This window comes from Streptomyces sp. NPDC002463, assembly GCF_042889835.1.
GTDB lineage: Bacteria > Actinomycetota > Actinomycetes > Streptomycetales > Streptomycetaceae > Streptomyces > Streptomyces nymphaeiformis.
On the sequence record NZ_JBIARL010000011.1, the window covers coordinates 118,246 to 138,311 of the forward strand.

At 74.3% G+C, this 20,066-nt stretch carries 15 protein-coding genes; 2 read left to right on the forward strand and 13 right to left on the reverse strand.

The window, feature by feature from the left end:
• Window positions 1–42 precede the first annotated feature (42 nt).
• Window positions 43–1,245 (reverse strand): DNA polymerase III subunit delta', encoded by a 1,203-nt coding sequence (locus tag ACFYX3_RS22885; RefSeq protein ID WP_389016239.1) that lies wholly within the window; start codon window positions 1,243–1,245, stop codon window positions 43–45.
• A gap of 77 nt (window positions 1,246–1,322) precedes the next feature.
• Window positions 1,323–1,496: a hypothetical protein gene (locus ACFYX3_RS22890; RefSeq protein WP_376581775.1), complete on the reverse strand. Its 174-nt coding sequence runs from the start codon at window positions 1,494–1,496 to the stop codon at window positions 1,323–1,325.
• A 169-nt stretch (window positions 1,497–1,665) separates the two neighbouring features.
• Between ACFYX3_RS22890 and ACFYX3_RS22895 the strand changes: the two genes are divergently transcribed.
• Window positions 1,666–2,850, forward strand: a complete 1,185-nt coding sequence (locus ACFYX3_RS22895; RefSeq protein WP_389016243.1) for a histidine kinase — start codon at window positions 1,666–1,668, stop codon at window positions 2,848–2,850.
• A complete protein-coding gene (locus ACFYX3_RS22900; protein WP_116160271.1) occupies window positions 2,838–3,482 on the forward strand; it encodes a response regulator transcription factor in 645 nt (214 codons plus the stop codon). The genes ACFYX3_RS22895 and ACFYX3_RS22900 overlap by 13 nt, the downstream gene beginning before the upstream one ends.
• A gap of 64 nt (window positions 3,483–3,546) precedes the next feature.
• Here ACFYX3_RS22900 and ACFYX3_RS22905 read toward each other — a convergent pair whose 3' ends face one another.
• From ACFYX3_RS22905 to ACFYX3_RS22955, 11 genes are all read right to left on the reverse strand, one after another.
• Window positions 3,547–5,952 (reverse strand): FtsX-like permease family protein, encoded by a 2,406-nt coding sequence (locus ACFYX3_RS22905; protein WP_389016248.1) that lies wholly within the window; start codon window positions 5,950–5,952, stop codon window positions 3,547–3,549.
• On the reverse strand, window positions 5,949–6,725 hold the full coding sequence (locus ACFYX3_RS22910; protein ID WP_389016251.1) for an ABC transporter ATP-binding protein: 777 nt from the start codon (window positions 6,723–6,725) through the stop codon (window positions 5,949–5,951). The genes ACFYX3_RS22905 and ACFYX3_RS22910 overlap by 4 nt, the downstream gene beginning before the upstream one ends.
• 87 nt (window positions 6,726–6,812) lie before the next feature.
• Window positions 6,813–10,043, reverse strand: coding sequence for a dTMP kinase (gene tmk, locus ACFYX3_RS22915; RefSeq protein WP_389016254.1), 3,231 nt, complete (start codon window positions 10,041–10,043; stop codon window positions 6,813–6,815).
• A gap of 91 nt (window positions 10,044–10,134) precedes the next feature.
• Window positions 10,135–12,972: a type I DNA topoisomerase gene (gene topA, locus ACFYX3_RS22920; protein ID WP_389016257.1), complete on the reverse strand. Its 2,838-nt coding sequence runs from the start codon at window positions 12,970–12,972 to the stop codon at window positions 10,135–10,137.
• A 282-nt stretch (window positions 12,973–13,254) separates the two neighbouring features.
• Complete coding sequence (locus tag ACFYX3_RS22925) at window positions 13,255–13,452, reverse strand: hypothetical protein (protein WP_359510634.1); 198 nt, start codon at window positions 13,450–13,452, stop codon at window positions 13,255–13,257.
• A gap of 253 nt (window positions 13,453–13,705) precedes the next feature.
• Entirely contained in the window at window positions 13,706–14,524 is an 819-nt protein-coding gene (locus ACFYX3_RS22930) for an ABC transporter permease (RefSeq protein WP_389016261.1), read from the reverse strand.
• Window positions 14,525–14,538: 14 nt separating this feature from the next.
• Entirely contained in the window at window positions 14,539–15,312 is a 774-nt protein-coding gene (locus ACFYX3_RS22935; RefSeq protein WP_116160264.1) for an ABC transporter permease, read from the reverse strand.
• Window positions 15,309–16,355 carry an ATP-binding cassette domain-containing protein gene (locus ACFYX3_RS22940; RefSeq protein WP_389016265.1) on the reverse strand — a complete coding sequence of 349 codons (1,047 nt, stop codon included), beginning with the start codon at window positions 16,353–16,355 and terminating at the stop codon, window positions 15,309–15,311. The genes ACFYX3_RS22935 and ACFYX3_RS22940 overlap by 4 nt, the downstream gene beginning before the upstream one ends.
• 200 nt (window positions 16,356–16,555) lie before the next feature.
• The gene (locus ACFYX3_RS22945) at window positions 16,556–17,560 is read right to left on the reverse strand and encodes an ArsR/SmtB family transcription factor (protein ID WP_382661611.1); all 1,005 of its coding nucleotides are present in this window, start codon (window positions 17,558–17,560) and stop codon (window positions 16,556–16,558) included.
• Window positions 17,557–19,125 carry a methyltransferase gene (locus ACFYX3_RS22950; protein ID WP_389016268.1) on the reverse strand — a complete coding sequence of 523 codons (1,569 nt, stop codon included), beginning with the start codon at window positions 19,123–19,125 and terminating at the stop codon, window positions 17,557–17,559. Before ACFYX3_RS22950 ends, ACFYX3_RS22945 begins: the two co-directional genes overlap by 4 nt.
• Window positions 19,126–19,249: 124 nt before the next feature.
• The gene (locus ACFYX3_RS22955; protein ID WP_382661613.1) at window positions 19,250–19,921 is read right to left on the reverse strand and encodes a small secreted protein; all 672 of its coding nucleotides are present in this window, start codon (window positions 19,919–19,921) and stop codon (window positions 19,250–19,252) included.
• Window positions 19,922–20,066: the final 145 nt, after the last annotated feature.

The window sequence follows — 20,066 nt, forward strand, 5'->3', positions numbered from 1 at the left end:
TACCGGTACGGACCGTGTCCAATCACCCGGGGCGCAGGGGATCTAGCCTCTCAGCGCCATCGTCATCGCCTCCACGGCGAGCAGCGGCGCCACGTTCCGGTCGAGGGCCTTCCGGCAGGCGAGGACCGCCTCGATGCGGCGGAGGGTCCGCTCCGGGGTGGTGTCGCGGGCGATCCGCTCAAGCGCGTCCCGCACGTCCGTGTTCGCCAGGGCCGTGCGGGAGCGGAGCTGGAGGGCCAGGACGTCACGGTAGAAGCCGGTCAGATCGGTGAGCGCGAGGTCCAGGCTGTCGCGCTGCGTCCGCGTCCTGCGCCGCTTCTGCCGCTCCTCCAGCTCCTTCATCGCCCCGGCGGTGCCGCGCGGCATCCGCCCGCCCTGCGCCGCGCCGAGGGCCGCCTTCAGCTCCTCGGTCTCCTTGACGTCGATCTCCTCCGCGGCCTGCTTCGCGTCCTCCGCGGCCGCGTCGACCAGTTCCTGCGCGGCCTTGAGGCAGCCGCCGATGTCGTCGACCCGCAGCGGCAGCTTCAGGACGACGGAGCGGCGCGCGCGGGCCCGCTCGTCGGTGGCGAGCCGACGGGCCCGGTCGATGTGGCCCTGGGTGGCGCGGGCGGCGGCCTGCGCGAGCTCCGGCTCGATGCCGTCGCGCCGTACGAGCACGTCGGCGACGGCCTCCACCGGCGGGGTGCTCAGGGTCAGGTGCCGGCAGCGGGAGCGGATCGTGGGCAGCACGTCCTCCAGGGAGGGCGCGCAGAGCAGCCAGACCGTCCGCGGCGCGGGCTCTTCGACGGCCTTCAGGAGCACGTTCCCCGCGCCCTCGGTGAGCCGGTCGGCGTCCTCCAGGACGATCACCTGCCAGCGGCCGCCCGCCGGGGAGAGCTGGGCGCGCCGGACGAGGTCGCGGGTCTCCTTCACACCGATGGACAGGAGGTCCGTACGGACGATCTCGACGTCCGCATGCGTCCCGACGAGGGTCGTGTGGCAGCCGTCGCAGAAACCGCAGCCCGGGGCCCCGCCGAGCGCCCGGTCGGGACTGACGCACTGCAGCGCGGCGGCGAACGCACGCGCCGCGGTCGCCCGCCCGGACCCGGGAGGGCCGGTGAACAGCCAGGCGTGCGTCATCTTGGAGGCCTCGGGCGCCGGCTCGCCTGCGGCGTGCGCGGTCACGAGCGCGTCGGCATCGCGCGCGGCGGCGGCGAGCTGCTCCTCGACCCGGCTCTGCCCGACCAGGTCGTCCCATACGGCCATGTCTGCGCCCTCCTCAGGTACGTCCTCCATTGTGGGGCAGCGCTCTGACAACCCCCGCCGTCCTGTGGAAAACCGCCTCAGGCCCCGCTGCGGGGCCTGGTCAGCCACAGTCCGGCCGCGGAGCCGAGGAGGACCGCCCCGGTGCAGACGCTTCCGGCGATCTGGAGTCCGCCGCTCCAGCCGGCGAAGGTGCTGATGAAGACGTTGGCGAGAACGCTCGCGGCGAGCAGCAGCCAGAGAATCGCGCGCATGGGTGCCTCCGAGGAGTGGGTCGAGGGTGGGATTCCGGTCTCGCCGGGTCGTTCCCGGCTCCCTTCGATCCTGGTCTCCGCCGCCTCCGCGCACAGCGGTGCCCGCTCCCGGAGCTATGGTGTAGCCCGCTCCACCGCCGCCCCGCGCGGCGCCGCCTACCCTGGCTCCATGCGCGAGGCGATCAAGGAAGCGGCCAGGGCGTGGCTTCACCTCACGGTCGGGGCCGCGATCTCCCTCCTCTGCTACCTGATGGTGGGCGTCGCCCTCTTCACCGCGGTCCTCACCCTCACCGTCATCGGCGCCGGCGTGCTCCCGGAGAGCGTGCTGCTGCTGCGCCGTCTCGCCTGCTGGCAGCGGCGCCGTACGGCCGCGTGGACCGGCACGCCCGTCCCCGAGGCGTACCTCGCGCTCGAAGGCCCCCTCCCCGCGCGCGTGCGGACCGCGGTCACCGACCCGGGCACCCGGCAGGACCTGGTCTGGGCCGCCGCGCAACTGCTCTACGGCGCGGTGCTCTGGTACCTCTCGCTGATCGTCTGGGCGCCCGCGCTGCTGGTCGACGGCGTGTGGACCGGGCTCGCGGGGCGGCGGCCGGTGGCCCTGCCGCTGATCGGCCGGCTCGCCGGCCTGGCGGCGGACTGGTCGCGGGCGCTGCTCACGCCGGCCCCGTCGGCCGTCCGGGACGCCGCCCTCGCCGCCCGTGTCGAGCAGCTCACGGCGACCAGGGCGGGCGCGATCGCCGCGCACGGCGCCGAGCTGCGCCGGATCGAACGCGACCTCCACGACGGCGCGCAGGCCCGCCTGGTGGCGTTGTCCATGCGGATCGGGCTCGCCCGGCGGGCGTACGAATCCGATCCCGCGACCGCGCGCCGGCTCCTCGACGACGCGCAGACGCAGGCCGAGGAGGCGCTGGCCGAGCTGCGGCACGTGGTGCGTGGCATCCACCCGCCGATCCTCACCGACCGCGGCCTGACCGGAGCCGTGCGGGCCCTCGCGGCGAGCAGCGGCCTGGAGACGGCGGTGGCGGTGACCGGCCTCGGCGACCACGCGCAGGACGGTCCCCGCGCCCCGGCCGCCGTCGAGGCCGCCGCGTACTTCGTGGTCGCCGAGGCGCTCACCAACGCCGCCAAGCACAGCGGCGCCGCCCGCGCCTCCGTCTCCCTGACCCGTGAACCGGCCGCCCTCCGCGTGCGCGTGCGGGACGAGGGCCGCGGCGGGGCCGAGGCGGGCGAGAGCGGCGGCTCCGGCCTGACGGGCATGCGGCGCCGCGTCGCCGCGCTCGACGGCACCGTACGACTGACCAGCCCCGAAGGGGGCCCGACCGTGATCGAAGTGGAGCTTCCGTGCGTGTGGTGATCGCCGAGGACAACGCCCTCCTCAGGGAGGGCCTGGTGCTGCTGCTGACCTCGTCCGGCCACGAGGTCGCCGGGGTCGCGGCCACCGGCCCCGAGATCCTGCCGCTGCTCCTGGAGCACCGGCCGGACGTGGCCGTCCTCGACGTACGGCTGCCGCCGGACTTCCGCGACGAGGGGCTGCGGGCGGCACTCGCGGCCCGCGAGCGGCTCCCGGAGCTGCCGGTGCTCGTGCTCTCGCAGTACGTGGAGGAGACGTACGCGGCCGAGCTCCTGGGCGGCGGCGCCCGGGGCGTCGGCTACCTCCTGAAGGACCGGGTCGGCCGGGTCGACGAGTTCCTGGACGCCCTGGAACGGGTCGCGTCCGGCGGTACCGCCCTGGACCCGGAGGTCGTCACCGAACTGATGGCCCGCCGCCGCGACGACCCGCTGGACTCCCTCACGCCCCGTGAGCGCGAGGTCCTGGAGCTGATGGCGCAAGGCCACGACAACGGCACGATCGCCCGCTCGATGGTGGTCACCGAGCGGGCCGTGCACAAGCACATCGGGAACGTCTTCCTGAAGCTCGGCCTGCCGCCGACCGACAGCGGCGGCCACCGCCGCGTCCTCGCCGTCCTGGCGTACCTCAACGCCTAGCAGCCGTCCTGACGCACCTCAATGCCCCGGACGCGCCTGCTTCGACGCCCGGGGCCCGTCCGCCTCAACGCCTGGAAACCGTCCGGGCGACCGGCAGGAACACGCCCGCCGCCACCGTGACGAGGACGGCGCCCACGATCGTGGCGGCCTGTGCGGGCGGCAGGTACGGCAGACCGCCGGTGAGCGCCCAGGCGAACGCGGTCAGCGGCAGCGCGCCCACCACGAGCCCGACGAGGAGGCCCGTCACGGTCAGGAACCCCGCCTCCAGACCGAGCATCCGGCGCAACTGCCCCGCCGAGGCGCCGACCTGGCGCAGCAGCCCCAGCTCGCCGCGCCGCCCGGCGCCGATCAGGGCGAGGGTGCTCAGGACGGACAGGAGGGTGAGTCCGCCGATCGCCGCGACGATCCCGCCGGAGACGAACCCGTTCAGCTCGGCCCCGGGGGGCGTCACCGCCTCGGGGACGACGGGGGCGGTTCCACGGACGCCGGCCGCCAGTACGCGCGCGGGGTACGGATCGCTCATGTGCGGGGCCAGTTCGGCCTTCGGCAGCAGGAACTCCCCGAGGGCGAGCGAGCGTTCGTAGACCGCGACCACCCGAAGCCGCTTCGACGCCCCGTCGCCGAACCGCAGCTCCACCGTCGAACCGGGCTTCACCTCAAGGGAGTCGGCCGTACCGGCCCCGACCGCGACCGTGCCCGCCCCGGCCAGTCCGGCCAGGTCGCCCGCGACGACGCCCGGGTCGAGCGTGCCCGCGAGCCCCTCGGCGTCCACGCCGAGGACGGGGAGCCGGTCGAGGCGCGGCGAGCCCGCCTCCGTGCGGGCCAGGACCACCGAAGAACGCAGCACGTCCGTGGCCGAGTCCACCCCCGGGAGCTCCCGCACCCGCTCCGCCGTGGTGCCGGAGCGGGCGAGGCCGGCGGTGGTCGCGGCGCGCGCCTGCGCGGCGGCGGACCGCTCCATGGTGGCGCCCGCCGACAGCTGTACGACCGCGAAGGCGGTGACGAGGACGACGGGGACGAGCGCGGCCCCGAGCCGGCGCGAGTGCGCGGCGGCACCGGCGGCCGTGAGTCGCCCGGGGGCGCCGCCGAACCGCCGGAACGGCCGGTCCAGGACCGCCATCGCGGCCCCCGCGATCCACGGCCCGAGCAGCGCGCACCCGGCGACCAGCGTCACGGTGGCCGCCCCGGCAGCGGCGGCGGCCGCGTCGCCGCCCTGGAGCGTGGCCGTACCGGCCGATCCCGCGCCGAGCACGAGCAGCACGAGCCCGGCGCCACGGCGGACGCCACCCTTCCCCGGGCGCCCCGGCCGGCGCGCCGCGAAGAGGACCACGAGCCGCGCGATGCCCACCACGAGGGCGGCGGCGACGAGGACGGCGGCGAACAGCCAGGACGGGGTGGGCAGTTCCAGGCCCTCCGGTACGACTCCGGTACGGGCCCGCAGCGCCGACCACAGCACCAGGAACACCGGTACGGACGCGAGCGCGCCGAGCAGCGCCGCCGCACCCGCCACCCGGACCACCTCCCGGCCCGCCGCGCCCCGCACCTGACGGGGCGTCGCACCGACCGCGAGCAGCAGTTCCCGCTCCGCGGCGCGCTGCTGGAGGGCCTGCGCGACGAGCGAGGCGAGGACGAGGACGGCGACAAGGACGACGTTCGCGGCGACGGCCGCGAGGAGCTGGAGCAGTTCCGCGCGCGCGGGCGGCGCGCCGAGGTGCTCGGCTCCGCCCCTGCCGTCCCCGGTCAGCGCCCGCAGCGGCTGCCCGGCTGCCGTGTCCTTCAGCCCTGCGGCGTCGAGGGCGGCCCGTACGCGCGCGTGGAGGGTGTCCACGGGCACGCCGGGCTCGGCGAGGACTCCGACGGCGTCGACGGTGCCGGGATGCCCGGCGAGCCGCCGCGCCTCCCCCGCCGTGACGTACAGCGCGGCGGGTCCTTCGGCCACCCCGACGACCGTTCGCCCGGCCACGGTGTCCCCGACGGCGGCACCGAGCCCGGCTCCCACGACGGTCTCCCCCGCCCGCCGGGGCTCCCGTCCGCCGGTCAGCCGGTACGGGGCGAGCCGGGCCGCCTCCCAGGAACGCCCGGGGTACGCGCGCGTGCCGTCCGGCTCCCGTATGCGGAACGTGCGGTCGGGGACCGCCTCCCGTACCCCGGGCACGGCCCTCAGGACGTCGACCGCCGCCTCGGGGATCCGTACCCGCTCGGTCAGGCCCACGGTCTCGGTCCTCGGCTCGCTGCCCCACGGCTCGACCGTCCAGCGGACCTCCTGGTCGCCGGCGACGACGACGGGCGCGGCGGCGTACCGCTCCACGCGCGCGTGGCCGAGTCCGGCGGAGCCCAGCGCGAGGGCCAGGGCGCCGAGCAGCGCGGAGGTGACGGCGACGGCCGCGAACACGGCGGCCCACGCCGTGCGGTGGGCCCGCAGCGACCGATCGGCCAGCAGCCGCACGGCGGAGTTCCCGCCCGGGCTCACCGCGTCACCGCCAGGTGCCGCTCCGTCGCCGTACGGGCGCCGAGTGCCGCCCGTACGCGCGCCTCGTCCGGGCGGTCGAGTCGGTCGGCGATCCGGCCGTGCTCCAGGAACACGGCCTCGTCCGCCCAGGTGGCGGCGACCGGGTCGTGGGTGACGAGGACGACCGTGCGCCCCTGCTCGTCGACCGCGCGCCGCAGCAGGGCGAGGACCCCGGACGCCGTGACCGGGTCGAGGGCGGCGGTCGGCTCGTCGGCGAAGACGACCTCGGGCTCGTTGACCAGGGCGCGGGCGATCGCGACCCGCTGCCGCTGGCCGCCGGAGAGGCTCTCGGGCCGGTCCTCGGCCCGGTCGGCGAGCCCCACGGCGTCGAGACCGGCCAGGGCGAGGGCGTCGAGCGCCCGGCCTTCGCGGGCCCCGGCGAGGAGCAGCGGCAGGGTGACGTTCTCCCGCACGTTCAGGGCGGAGACGAGGTTGAGCGACTGGAAGACGAACCCGATCCGGTCGCGCCGGAGCCGGGTCAGAGCGGTCGCCCTCAGGGAGGCGAGGTCGGTGCCCCCGATCCGTACCCGCCCGGCCGTCGGCCGTTCGAGCCCGGCCGCGCAGCGCAGCAGGGTGGACTTGCCGGAGCCCGACCGGCCCATCACGGCCACGAAACGCCCGCGCGGCACGACCAGGTCGATCCCGTCGAGCGCGGGCGCCCCGCCGCCGTACACGCGGCTCACCCCGTCCAGGGCGAGGGCGGCCCCGGTCTCCGTCACTGCTGTCGTCGTCATACCGCCAACGCTAGAAAAGCGCAGGTCACAGCGGGATGGGGCAGGCTTCCGGAGTGGGGGTGGAGCTAGCTCCACCCCCACGGTGGATCAGCGGCGTCGGCGCGGGCCCTCGTCCTCGTCCTCGTGCGGGCCGAACAGCTCGTCCGCGAGGGTCGGGAGGTCGTCGAGCGGGGTCTCCTCCGCCCAGTCGGAGCGTCGGCGCGGGCGGCCGTTCTCGTCGAGCTGGGGCAGCTCGCGGGTCCGGTCGTTCGCCCCGTGAGGCTCGTCGCGGAAGATGCCCGGCGGCACCCGGTCCGCGGGGTCGGAGGCCCGGTCCCGCACGGAAGGCAGCACGGCGGTCTCGTCGACGCCCCGCGGGTCCCGGATCTGCGGCAGGACGGCGGTCTCGTCGGCCTCCGGGCGCACGATCGGGGTCTCGACGGTGACCTCGTCCGGTGAGACGGCCGGCGCGTCCGGCTTCACGATCGGGGTCGGCACGGTGACCTCGTTCGCCGAGACCTCCGTGGCCCTGGCGGCCCGCTCCGCCGCAGCCGTCCGCTCGGCGGCGGCCTTCTCCGCGGCCTCGCGTTCCCGGGCGGCCTTCTCGCGGGCTGCCTTCGCCGCCTCGGCACGCTGCGCTGCGGCGATCTCCGCCGCGGCGCGCTCGGCGGCCGCACGCTCCGCCGCGGCCTTGGCGGCGGCCTCGGCGGCGAGCTTCTCGGCGGCGGCCTTCGCCGCTGCCTCCTCCGCGGCCTTCGCGGCCGCGGCGGCCTCGGCCACCCGGCGGGCCTCCTCGGCGCGCAGCAGGGCCTCCTCGGCCTTGCGCTGCTTCTCCAGGCGGCGCTCCTCGGCCTCGGCCCGGAGCCGGGCCTCCTCCTCGGCCTCCTTGCGGAGCCGCTCCTCTTCCTCCTTGCGGGCCTTCTCCTCGGCGGCGACGCGCCGGGCCTCCTCCTCGGCCGCGAGACGCTCCTCCTCGGCCTTCCGGCGGGCCTCCTCTGCCTTCCGCTCGGCCTCCAGGCGGCGCGCCTCCTCCTCCTCGCGGCGCTTGCGCTCCTCCTCCTCGGCGCGGAGCCTGGCGAGCTGCTCCTGGCGCTCGCGCTCCAGGCGCTCCTCCTCGGCCTTGCGGGCGGCCTCTTCCTCCGCCAGGCGCCGGGCCTCCTCCTCGGCCTTCCGGCGTGCCTCCTCCGCGGCCTTCACCTCGGCCTCGGAGAGCGGCAGCATCCGGTCGAGCCGGTGGCGTACGACGGTGGTGACGGCCTCGGGCTCCTGGCCGGCGTCGACGACGAGGTAGCGGCTGGGGTCGGCGGCCGCGAGGGCGAGGAATCCGGCCCGTACGCGCGCGTGGAACTCCGGCGGCTCGGACTCGAGCCGGTCGGGAGCCTCGGTGAACCGTTCCCTCGCGGTCTCCGGGGAGACGTCGAGGACGACGGTCAGGTGCGGCACGAGACCGTCGGTCGCCCAGCGCGAGATGCGGGCGATCTCGGTCGGGGACAGGTCGCGGCCCGCGCCCTGGTAGGCCACGGACGAGTCGATGTACCGGTCGGAGATGACGATCGCGCCCCGCTCCAGGGCCGGGCGGACCAGGGAGTCCACGTGTTCGGCGCGGTCGGCCGCGTACAGCAGGGCCTCGGCGCGGTTCGAGAGCCCCGCCGACGACACGTCGAGGAGGATCGAGCGGAGCCGCTTGCCGATCGGGGTGGCACCCGGCTCGCGGGTGACGACGACCTCGTGGCCCTTGGCGCGGATCCACTCGGCGAGCGCCTGGACCTGCGTGGACTTACCGGCGCCGTCGCCGCCCTCCAGGGCGATGAAGAAGCCGGTCGGGGAGGGCGCCTGGACAGGGTCGGAGCCGCGCAGCGCGTCGCGCAGGTCGCGGCGGAGCGGGACGCCCGCCCGGTCGTCGGTCTTCGCGAGGACGAGCGCGGCGACCGGGAGCAGCAGGGCGCCGACCAGGGCGAGCGTGAAGGCGGCGCCGCCGTGCGCGAAGACGAACTCGCCGGACGCGAGCCGGTGCGGCCCGATCGCGGCGGCGAGCAGCGGGGCGGCGAGCGCGCCGAGGCCCATGGCGACGCGGGCGGTGGCCTGGAGGTGCTCGGTGGTCCTGGCCCGGCGGGGCTCCTCGGTCTCCTGGTCGATCAGGGTGTGGCCGGTGTTGGCGGCGACCCCGGCCGCGTACCCGGCGAGGACGGCGAGGAACAGCACGGTCGCCGTGTCCGGGACCAGGCCCATCGCGATCAGCGCGACGCCGGTGACGGTGATCGCGAGGGCGAGCAGCCTGCGCCGGGACAGCACGGGCAGGACGGAGCCCGCGGTGCGGATGCCGACGGCTGTGGCGCCGCTCAGCGCCAGGATCAGGAGGGCGTACGTGACGGGCCCGCCGCCCAGGTCGTACGCGTGGAGCACGGCGAGGGACGCGGCCGCGGCGATCGCCCCGGCGACGGTGGCGGAGGCGAGGACGAGCAGCGGCAGGGCGCCGGTGCGGCCCTTGCCCTCGTCCGATCCCTTGGCGGAGGGCCGGCGCAGGCCCTCCAGGGGCGAGCGGGGCCGGGGCGTCGCCCCGCCGGGCAGCGCCATCGCGTACAGGCCGGTGACGGACGCGGCGAACAGTCCGGCGGCGACGTACGAGCCGAGCGCCGCCTGGTGCAGCGTGAACCAGTCGATGCCCGCACCGAGCAGGTTCCCGACGAGGGTGGCGACGAGCAGCGCGGCGGCCGCGGCGGGGACGGCGAGGAAGGAGGTCCGCTGGGACAGCCGGCGCAGCGCGCCGAGGTGGTCGGGCAGCGGCCGTACGGCGGCGCCCTCGAGCGGCGGGGCGGGCAGCAGCGCGGGCGCGGCGCCCTCGCGGCCGATGGTCCAGAGGCGTTCGGCCGCGCCGGCGACGAAGACGGTGCCGAGCAGGTACCAGAGGGCGCTGTCCGGGACCCAGTCGATCCACAGCGGCGCGATGACGAGCAGCGCGATCCGCAGCCCGTCGGCTCCGATCATGGTCCAGCGCCGGTCGAGCGGACCGGACGGCCCGGTGAGCGCGGTCAGCGGCCCGAGGAGCACGGCCCCGAAGAGGACCGAGGCGAGGAGGCGGGCGCCGACGACGGCGGCCACGGCCAACGCGGCTCCCCGGTAGCCGCCTCCGAGCGCGCCCTCGGCGACGGCTGCCTGATAGCCGAGGAGCACGAGGACGAGGAGGGCGAGCGCGTCACCGGTGCTGCCGACCAGGTGGGCGCTCCACAGCCGGCGCAGCGGCTGATGGCGCAAGAGGGCGCGTACGGCGCGCTCCCGGGAATCCGCGACGAGTGCGGCGTCGGATTCGCCCAGGCGGTCTGGCTGCTCTGCTCGCGTCATCCGTCCACCCTATCCGGACGGCCTTGCTCCCCGCGGCCCGCGCCCGAACAAACGTAGGGGGTGGGAGCGGCGCTCCCACCCCCTACGGGTGTCACTCCGGCTTGGCCGCCGCCGTCTTCTTGGCGGCGGTCTTCTTCGCCGTGGCCGTCTTCGCCGTCGTCGTCTTCTTCGCGGCGGTCTTCTTCGCGGCCGTGGTCTTCTTGGCCGCCGTCTTCGTGGCCGTCTTCTTCGCCGCGGCCTTCTTCGCCGGGGCCTTCTTGGCGGCCTTCTTCGCCGGTCCCTTGGCGCGCTTCTCGGCGAGCAGCTCGTAGCCGCGCTCCGGGGTGATCGTCTCCACGCTGTCGCCGGTGCGCAGGGTGGCGTTGGTCTCGCCGTCCGTCACGTACGGGCCGAACCGCCCGTCCTTGACGACCACGGGCTTCTCGCTGACCGGGTCCGTGCCCAGCTCCTTCAGCGGCGGCTTGGCCGCGGCCCGGCCCCGCTGCTTCGGCTGGGCGTAGATCGCGAGGGCCTCTTCGAGGGTGATCGTGAAGAGCTGCTCCTCGTCGGTGAGCGACCGCGAGTCCGTGCCCTTCTTCAGGTACGGGCCGTAGCGGCCGTTCTGCGCGGTGATCTCGACGCCCTCGGCGTCCGCGCCGACGACCCTCGGCAGGGACATCAGCCGGAGCGCGTCCTCCAGGGTGACGGTGTCGAGGGCCATCGACTTGAAGAGGGAGGCCGTGCGCGGCTTCACCGCGTTCTTGCCGGTCTTCGGGGTGCCCTCGGGCAGGATCTCCGTCACGTACGGGCCGTAGCGGCCGTCCTTGGCGACGATCTGGTTCCCGCTGACCGGGTCGGTGCCCAGCTCGAAGTCGCCGCTCGGCTTGGCGAGCAGTTCCTCGGCGTGCTCGACGGTCAGCTCGTCGGGCGCCAGGTCGGCCGACACGTCGGCCTTCTGGTAGCCCTCCTGGTCCTTCTCGCCGCGCTCGATGTACGGGCCGTACTTGCCGACGCGGAGCATGATGCCGTTGCCGACGGGGAACGAGGAGATCTCGCGCGCGTCGATCGCGCCGAGGTCGGTGACAAGCTCCTTGAGGCCGCCGAGGTGGTCGCCGTCGCCGTTCCCGGCGTCCGCCGCGCCGCCGCCGGACTCGCCCTCACCGAAGTAGAAACGCTTCAGCCACGGCACGGACTGGGCCTCGCCGCGCGCGATGCGGTCGAGGTCGTCCTCCATCCTGGCGGTGAAGTCGTAGTCGACGAGCCGCCCGAAGTGCTTCTCCAGGAGGTTGACGACGGCGAAGCTCAGGAAGGACGGGACGAGCGCCGTGCCCTTCTTGAAGACGTAGCCGCGGTCGAGGATGGTGCCGATGATCGAGGCGTACGTCGACGGGCGGCCGATCTCGCGCTCTTCCAGCTCCTTGACCAGCGAGGCCTCGGTGTAGCGGGCCGGCGGCTTGGTCGCGTGGCCGTCCGCCGTGATCTCCTCGGCGGTCAGCGCGTCGCCCTGGGCGACCTGCGGCAGGCGCCGCTCGCGGTCGTCGAGCTCCGCGTTCGGGTCGTCGGCCCCCTCCACGTACGCCTTCATGAAGCCGTGGAAGGTGATCGTCTTGCCGGACGCGCTGAACTCGGCGTCCCGGCCGTCGGCCGCCCGGCCGCCGATCTTCACGGTGACCGAGTTGCCGGTCGCGTCCTTCATCTGGGAGGCGACGGTCCGCTTCCAGATCAGCTCGTACAGCTTGAACTGATCGCCCGTGAGGCCGGTCTCGGCCGGAGTGCGGAAACGATCACCCGAAGGCCGGATCGCCTCGTGCGCCTCCTGCGCGTTCTTGACCTTGCCCGCGTAGACGCGCGGCTTCTCCGGCAGGTAGTCCGCGCCGTACAGCTGCGTGACCTGCGCCCGGGCCGCCGCGACGGCGGTGTCGGAGAGGATCGTGGAGTCCGTACGCATGTAGGTGATGAAGCCGTTCTCGTACAGCTTCTGCGCCACCTGCATGGTCGCCTTCGCGCCGAATCCCAGCTTGCGGCTCGCCTCCTGCTGGAGGGTGGTGGTCCGGAAGGGGGCGTACGGGGAGCGGCGGTACGGCTTCGACTCGACCGAGCGGACGGAGAAGGCCGTGTCGGCGAGCGCGGCGGCCAGCGCCCGCGCCTTCTCTTCGTCCAGCTGGAGCACGTTCGCGGTCTTCAGCCGACCGTCGGCGCCGAAGTCGCGACCCTGCGCGACCCGCATGCCGTCGACCGTCGCGAGGCGCGCGACCAGCGAGGACGGGTCGGAGGCGTCACCGGTGCGGCCGGTGCCGAAGGTGCCGGTGAGGTCCCAGTACTCGGCGGAGCGGAAGGCGATGCGCTCGCGCTCCCGCTCGACGACGAGACGGGTGGCGACGGACTGCACGCGGCCGGCGGACAGCCGCGGCATGACCTTCTTCCACAGGACCGGCGAGACCTCGTAGCCGTACAGCCGGTCGAGGATGCGGCGGGTCTCCTGGGCGTCGACCATGCGCTGGTTCAGCTCGCGCGGGTTGGCGACGGCCTCGCGGATCGCGTCCTTGGTGATCTCGTGGAAGACCATCCGGTGGACGGGGACCTTGGGCTTCAGGACTTCCTGGAGGTGCCACGCGATGGCCTCGCCCTCGCGGTCCTCATCGGTGGCGAGGAAGAGTTCGTCGGACTCGGCGAGGAGCTCCTTGAGCTTCCTGACCTGCGCCTTCTTGTCGGCGTTGACGACGTAGATGGGCTGGAAGTCATGCTCGACGTCGACCCCGAGGCGGCGCACCTCGCCGGTGTACTTCTCCGGCACCTCGGCGGCACCGGAGGGGAGGTCGCGGATGTGCCCGACGCTCGCCTCGACGACGTAGCCGGGGCCGAGGTAGCCCTTGATCGTCTTCGCCTTGGCAGGCGACTCGACGATGACGAGTCGGCGGCCGCCGTGTGCGGTCTCGCTGGTCGGGGACAACTTCGCTCTTCTCTCCGGATCGACACTCTCTGGCACGTACGGCACTGGCACGCACGGCAGCGCACGGACGGTGACGCTCCCGTCGCTGCGGAGTGTGACGGTACAACCCGCCCCCGTGTCAAACGGCGAAAGCCCGCAACGGCCACTCGAACGGTAACCCGAGTCCTGGCATTCCTGCCGCCCGGACTCCCGGACCGGCGCGGTGGGGGACATGTCGGAGAGATCACAAACGATCCCGGAGCGGAACCCGGGGAGGGTCCGGGGCCGGACGGGGAGCCGGACTCAGAGGCGGCCGAAGCACCAGACGCCGAGGAGGAGGAAGGCGGCCCCCGAGAGGCTCGTCAGCGCGACGGCGGTACGCGGCGCGACCCCGTGCGCCACGGGCTGGCCGTGCAGCGCCCGCACGGTGGTCCACAGCAGCAGCGCGCCTCCGAACAGCGTGAACGCCGTCCCCGCGAAGATCGCCGGCCCGCTCTCCATGCCCGTACCCCGTTCCGTTCACGTGCGGTGTTCGCCTCTCGTCGCCGAGGCTGACACCCCCGGGCATCGAAGGCGCGAACTCCGGGTGAACGGAGCGGGCCGTGCGGGTACGGGTTCACGAGGATGGCCGGTAGTGATCTGCCCGGGGGGCCCTCCCCCGCCCCTCCTTCCTCTGTCGTCACATCGCGTCCTGCCGTCACATCACGTCGAGCGTCGTCACATCACGTCCTGCCTCACATCGCGTCGAGCTTCGTCACATCACGTCGAGCGTCGCCCGGCGTCGGCTCCCCCGCTCGAAGACCGCGAGGAGGACGACGGCGAGCAGCCCCCATCCGGCGCCGACCGCGAGTTCGGCCCCGAGCAGGTGTCCGTCCAGGCCGGCGCCGGCGGTCAGCCCGCGCGCCGCGTCCGCCGCGTGCGTGAGCGGCAGCAGTTCGCCGGCGGCCCGCATCCACTCCGGCAGCCCCTCCCGGGGCACGGCGGCGCCGGTCAGGAGCAGCAGCACCGAGCTGGCCACGTTCGACACCAGGAACACGTCCCGGAAGCGCAGCCCGAGCGCCCCGAGCGCGAGCCCGAAGGCCGAGCAGGCGCCCGCCGCGACGAGCAGCACCAGACCGAGCCCGGGCAGCGACCCGGCGGGGACGGGCAGCCCGAGGACGAGCGCGGCGGCGGTGAGCACGAAGGCGCTGACGAGCAGCCCGTTGAGGACGTACGGGAGGGCTCGTCCGAGCCACAGGGGGACGCGGCGGCGGGGCGAGAGCAGGACGGCCCCGAGGGTGCCGTACCGGCGCTCGTTGGCGACGGCCATCGTGCCGCCGTACACGCAGGAGGCGGAAGCTGCGAGAACGGCGTTGCCGACAAGGTGGAAACGATCGTCGGCGACACCCAGTTCCCTCCCCAGGAAGACGAAGAAGAAAACCTGGAGAAGCGGTCCGACCAGGAGCGTTCCGATGAACATCGGCGGGGTGGTCCAGTTGAAGAGCGCCCGGTAGGAGATCGCCCCGCCGACCACGAGCAGCCGGGAGGAGGCGTGGAAGCGGAAGCCGAGGAGCCGGCACCGGAAGCGGAACATCCGACGGTGGCCTTTCAGGTGAGGGCGAGGGTGGCGGCGGCGCGTGCCCGGCGTTCCACCCGCCCGAGGACGAGGACGGCGGCGAGGGCGTATCCGGCGCCGAGCGCGACGGCGGTGAGCAGCGGCGTGAGCACGTCCCCGCCGGAGGTCGCGGCGTGCACGGCCCGGGCGCCCCAGGTCGTGGGCAGCGCCCAGGAGATCGGATGGGTCCAGGCGGGCAGCACGGTGATGGGCACGAGCAGCCCGGACAGCAGCCAGACGGGGGTGTCGAGCGGATTGGCGAGGGCGTTGGCGTTGCGGAGCAGGACGAACGTGGCGGCCAGCAGCAGCCCCGTCATGCCGAGGGAGAGGACGCAGACCGGGACGGCGACGAGGAAGAGCAGCGGGTGCGCGAAGTCGAGCGGCACGTCGAAGAGCAGGACGCCCCACAGGACGGTGGCGCCCATCGCGTACGTGCCGATGACGGCGGTCGCGAGGGTGATGGGGAGGAGGACCAGCGCGAGCGGCGTCGGCGCGACGACGAGGGTCTCCAGGGTGCCGAGCCAGCGCTGGTTCTGCACGGCGCCGCCCGAACCGAAGAGCACCGAGCCCCAGATGCCCATGAGTCCGGCGCCCACGGAGGCGGTGAGCAGCCGGTCCGGGTCGCCTGCGGCGCGGAACAGGTAGACGGCGAGGGTCGCGTAGACGAGCGGGACGAGGACGGCGAAGGTGATCTCGATCGGGGAGCGCGACATGTACGAGACGTGGGTGCGCACCCCGACGAGGATCAGCCGCGGAAGGCGCGTCACGCGGAGACTCCCTCGGACACACCGCCGTGCACGCCACCGTGCACGTCCCCGGACGTGGATCCGGACTTCCCCGTGGCCTCCTCGACGATCGCGATGTAGGCGTCCTCCAGGGACGGTTCGCGGCTCGTGACCCGGCCGATCCGTACGCCGTCGAGTGCGGCGAGGACGGGTCCGTGCAGGTCGGAGGCGCCGCGTCCGGTCTGCACGGTGACGGTCTGCAGGGCGCCCCGGTCCTCGGCCGACACGCCCCGGACACCGGGCACGCGCCGTACCCGGTCGAGCCGCTCCGTGTCCACGCCGTACGCCTCGATCTCCAGCACGTCCCTTTCCCGTACGAGGGACTTGAGGCTGCCGGGGGTGCCGAGGGCGCGGACGCGGCCGCCCGCGATGACGGCGATCCGGTCGCAGAGTTCGTCGGCCTCGGCCATGTAGTGGGTGGTGAGGAGGACCGTGGTGCCGGCGGCGGCCAGGTCGGCGACCGTGCGGCGCAGATCGCGGGCGGCGACGGGGTCGACGCCGATGGACGGCTCGTCGAGGAAGAGGACGTCGGGGTGGTGGAGCAGCCCGCGGGCGATGTGGAGGCGCTGGCGCATGCCGCGCGAGTAGCCCTCGACGCGCTCCTTCTCGCGGCCCACCAGGCCGACGAGGTCGAGGAGTTCGGCGATGCGCCGCTTCTGGTCGCGGGCGCCGACGCCGTACAGCTCGGCGAAGTAGCGGAGGTTGTCGAGGGCGGAGAGCCGGTCGTACAGGCCGCGGTCGCCGCCGAAGACGTACCCGATCCTGCGGCGTACGGCGACGGGGTCACGGGCCACGTCGTGGCCGAACACCCGGGCGGTGCCCGAGGTCGGCAGGAGCAGGGTGTTGAGCATCTTGATGGTGGTGGTCTTGCCGGCGCCGTTGGGCCCGAGCAGGCCGAACAGCTCCCCGGGAGCCACCTCGAAGGTGACCCCGCGCACGGCCTCGGTCTCGGTCCGCCGGGACCTCGGCCACCCGGTCCTGCTGGTGTAGGTGCGGCGCAGCGCGTCCGCCTCGATTGCGAGCATGCGCCGGACGGTAGGAGCCGGAGGGAAGGCCGGGCCATCGATTCGGGAGGCCCCGAATCGTCACATGTCGCGGCTTCGAGGCCCCGGATCTCCAGGCCACGGCGTCGCAGCGGGGGCCCGGATCGTGAGGCTCCGCGTCGCAGCGGGGACCCGGATCGCCAGGCCGTGGCCGCGCATCAGCACGTCACGGCCCCGGCTCCTCAGGCCACGGCCGTGAGGACGTCCTCCCCGGCGAGCAGGGCGAGCAGGGAACGGCCCGTGTCCGTCAGCTGGTAGTACACCGAGCGCCCGACGCGGTGGCGGGTCACGACTCCGGCTTCCGCGAGCACCGAGAGGTGCTCGGAGACCGTGCTGGGCGCGAGGCCGAGCCGGTCGGCGAGTCCGGCCGTGGTCAGGGGCCCGCCCAGCTCGCGCAGGACCGCGGCCCGGCCCCGGCCGAGCATCAGCCCGAGCCGGTCCTCGGCCGCGGGCTCGGCCGGTTCGCGCAGGGCGCCGGCGCCCCGGGCCTGGAAGCTGAGCGCGAAGACCTCGGGGTCGTCGGTGGAGTAGAGCCGGCAGCCCTCGGCGAAGACCAGCGGCACGAGGACGAGGCGCCGCTCGCCGGGCGCGTACTCGGCGTCGATGTGCTTGGTCAGTTCGAGTACGGGCGGCTGCCACCGTCCCCGGGTCTCCAGGCCCGCGAACAGCGCGTCGACGCCCTCGGTCGCGAACGTCCTGGCCCGGACGAGCACTTCGTCCTCGACGAGGCGGCGCATCGTCGGCCAGTACGGCTCGATCGCGCCCTCCCAGTACGCGGCGTACGCGTCGGCGAGCGCCGCGCAGGCGGCCTCCGGGTCCTTCAGGTACGGCTGGAGGAAGGGCGCGTCGAGCAGGTCCGGGTAGCAGACGGCCGCCTGGGAGCGGACGAACTCCGGGTCGGTGGCCCGGAGCGCGGCGAGCTCCTCGTGGACGTGGACCGTGCCGAAGGGCCGGGGCAGCAGGAAGTCGGAGACCTCGTGCCGTTCCCTGACGAACAGGTCCCACAGCGGGCGCAACCGGTCGTCCTCGCGCCACACCTCGCGCGCCTGCCCGACCCACTCCTGGTAGGGCCAGGAGGGATGCCGGTGGGGCTGCGCGAGGTGCATCGAGCAGAACGCGTCGCGCAGCGGACTGATCGCGATCCGGGTCGCCCCGAGCGACGCCTCGTCCAGCTCGATCCGTATCAAGCACCGCTCCCTTCGGCCACCGGCGGCGTGGAGCCGGGGAGCAGGGAGTCGGGGATGAGGAAGCCCTCCTCGACGAGCAGCCGGATCGCCTGCGGGGTGCGGTCCCGCAGCATCACCGGGTCCTCGCCCATGAGCTGCCCGATCGCGTCGAGGATGCGGCCCGCGCTGAGCGTGCCGTCGCACACGCCGGCGAAACCGGCGCCGACGTGGTCGACCTTGGTGGCGCGACGCATGCCGCGGTTCTGCCGGAGCACCACGTGCTCCGGGTCCTCGGCGCCCGGCATCCCGACCTGCTCCTGCACCACCTCGGGCGCGAGCGTGAACCGGTCGGCGAGGAGCGCGGCGTCGTCGTGGCGGCGCAGGTAGTCCTGGCGCTCGAAGTGGGCGCGGACGGTGGGGCCGAGGGGCTGCTCGACGGGGTGCGGCCACTCCTCCAGGACGATCGAGGGCTCGACCGCGCCGGAGGCCACGGCCTGGCTGCGCCGGATGGTGATCCAGCCGAAGCCGATCGCGCGGGTCTTGCTCGCCTCGAACTCGTCGAGCCAGCGGTCGTACGCCGCCCGGTAGGCGTCCGGGTCGCCGCGGTGGTCGCCGCTGTCCCGCAGCCAGAGCTCCGTGTACTGGGTGATGTCCTGGACCTCGCGCTGCACGATCCAGGCGTCGCAGCCGCGCGGCACCCAGGACCGGAGCCGCTCCTGCCACTCCTCGCCCTCGACGTGCTGCCAGTTGGCGAGGAACTGGGCGTACCCGCCGTCGTTGAGCCGCTCCCCGGCCTGCTGGACGAGCGTGCGGCACAGGTCGTCGCCGCTCATCCCGCCGTCCCGGTAGGTGAGTCCGGCGCCGGGGGAGATCACGAACGGCGGGTTGGAGACGATCAGGTCGTACGTGTCGCCGTCGACGGGCTCGTAGAGCGAGCCCGTCAGCAGCTCGGCCTCCCGGGCCCCGGAGAGGGCGAGGGTGAGCCGGGTGAAGTCCAGGGCGCGCGGGTTGAGGTCGGTGGCGGTGACCAGGGTGGCGTGCTGGGCGGCGTGCAGCGCCTGGATGCCGGAGCCGGTGCCGAGGTCGAGCGCGGAGGAGACCGGCGTACGGACCGTGATGCCGGCGAGGGTGGTGGAGGCACCGCCGACGCCGAGGACGACCCCTTCCTCCTTCCTGCCGATGCCGCCGGCGCCGCCGACGGCGCAGCCCAGGTCGGAGACGATGAACCAGTCCTCGCCGTCCGGTCCGCCGTACGGCCGGACGTCGACCGTGGCGAGCACGGTGCCGTCCTCGCGGACCACCCAGCCGTCGGCGAGGGCCTCGTCGAGCGGGAGCGCGGCGGCGGCCCGGTCGGCCGGGACGGGCTCCTGGAGCAGGAAGAGCCGGACGAGGGTCTCCAGCGGGGAGTCGCCGCGGGTGGCGCGCAGGGCGGGCACGGTCTCGCTGCGGGCGAGCGCCGCGTAGGCCGGGGCGCCGAGCAGGTCGAGCAGGCCGTCGGCGGTGAAGTCGGCGGCGAGCAGGGCCTCGCGCAGACGGGTGGCGTGCGCGGGCACCGGGAGGCGGGAAGGCAGGCTGGTCGTACTCACCGCTCCATTGTGACGGCCGCCACCGACATCCGGGCGGCCGACCCGGCGGCGCACGGCCGATCGCCGCCACCGCCGGGCCGATCGGCCCGGGGAGCGATGCCTCGGGCCGATCGGCGTCGACGTGCTACTCGCCGCTCTTGGTGGCCGTCGCCTTCTTGCTCGGCGTGGCGGACGGCGTCTTCGTCGGGGTCGAGGAACCGGAGTCGGAGGTGCCGCCGGCGTTCGGGGAGGCGGAGGTCTTCGGCGGGACCGAGGCCGTGGGCTTCTGGCAGCCGGGCTGCTTGGCCATCGCCTGGCCCAGCTCGCCCTCCTCCAGCTTGGACAGGGCGTTCTGGTCCATCTTCTCGATCTTGGTCAGGCCGTCGGCGACGCCCTGGAGACCGTCCGCGAACTTCTGCTGGTTCGTCGCGTCCAGCGCGTCGACCTGCTTCTTGAGCCCCTCGTAGGCCAGCGCGGTGGCGTTCAGCTCCTTGATCGCGTCCTGCTGGACCGTCTCGCCGTTCTGGACGGGCGGGGCCCCGGCGGCCTCGACGGCCTTGGCGAGGGCGCGGTCGGCGTTCGCGATGTCCTGGAACGCCTGCGAGTCGGCGGCCTTGATCTCGGCCGGCTTGCTGTCGGCGGCGGTCGAGATGATGATCTGGTGGGCGTCGGCCCGCTTCTGGATCTGGGGCTTGGCCTGGTCGCAGAAGGTCTTCGCCCAGTCACCCACCTTGTCGCCCTCGTCACTGCTGCAACCGGACAGCGCGAGCACCAGTACCGCGCCGCCGGACAGTGCGGCCGCAAGCTTCTTGTTCAACGGATCGGTCCCTTCCAAGGCTCTCGGCCCCGGAACATACACGCCGAACGGGCTACTTCCACCTTACGGGCGACGGATTCATACCATTTTGAACCCTTTTGAACCAAGGGATGAACCTCACGACCACCCCGTAAACGCCCGGGAA

Bases quoted from the DNA above. Each gene is read 5' to 3' on its own strand.
- ACFYX3_RS22890 (WP_376581775.1), bottom strand. From the start codon at position 1,496: ATGCGCGCGATTCTCTGGCTGCTGCTCGCCGCGAGCGTTCTCGCCAAC.
- ACFYX3_RS22910 (WP_389016251.1), bottom strand. From the start codon at position 6,725: ATGACGACGACAGCAGTGACGGAGACCGGGGCCGCCCTCGCCCTGGAC.
- ACFYX3_RS22940 (WP_389016265.1), bottom strand. From the start codon at position 16,355: ATGCTCGCAATCGAGGCGGACGCGCTGCGCCGCACCTACACCAGCAGG.
- ACFYX3_RS22895 (WP_389016243.1), top strand. From the start codon at position 1,666: ATGCGCGAGGCGATCAAGGAAGCGGCCAGGGCGTGGCTTCACCTCACG.
- ACFYX3_RS22930 (WP_389016261.1), bottom strand. From the start codon at position 14,524: ATGTTCCGCTTCCGGTGCCGGCTCCTCGGCTTCCGCTTCCACGCCTCC.
- tmk (WP_389016254.1), bottom strand. From the start codon at position 10,043: ATGACGCGAGCAGAGCAGCCAGACCGCCTGGGCGAATCCGACGCCGCA.
- ACFYX3_RS22885 (WP_389016239.1), bottom strand. From the start codon at position 1,245: ATGGCCGTATGGGACGACCTGGTCGGGCAGAGCCGGGTCGAGGAGCAG.
- ACFYX3_RS22925 (WP_359510634.1), bottom strand. From the start codon at position 13,452: ATGGAGAGCGGGCCGGCGATCTTCGCGGGGACGGCGTTCACGCTGTTC.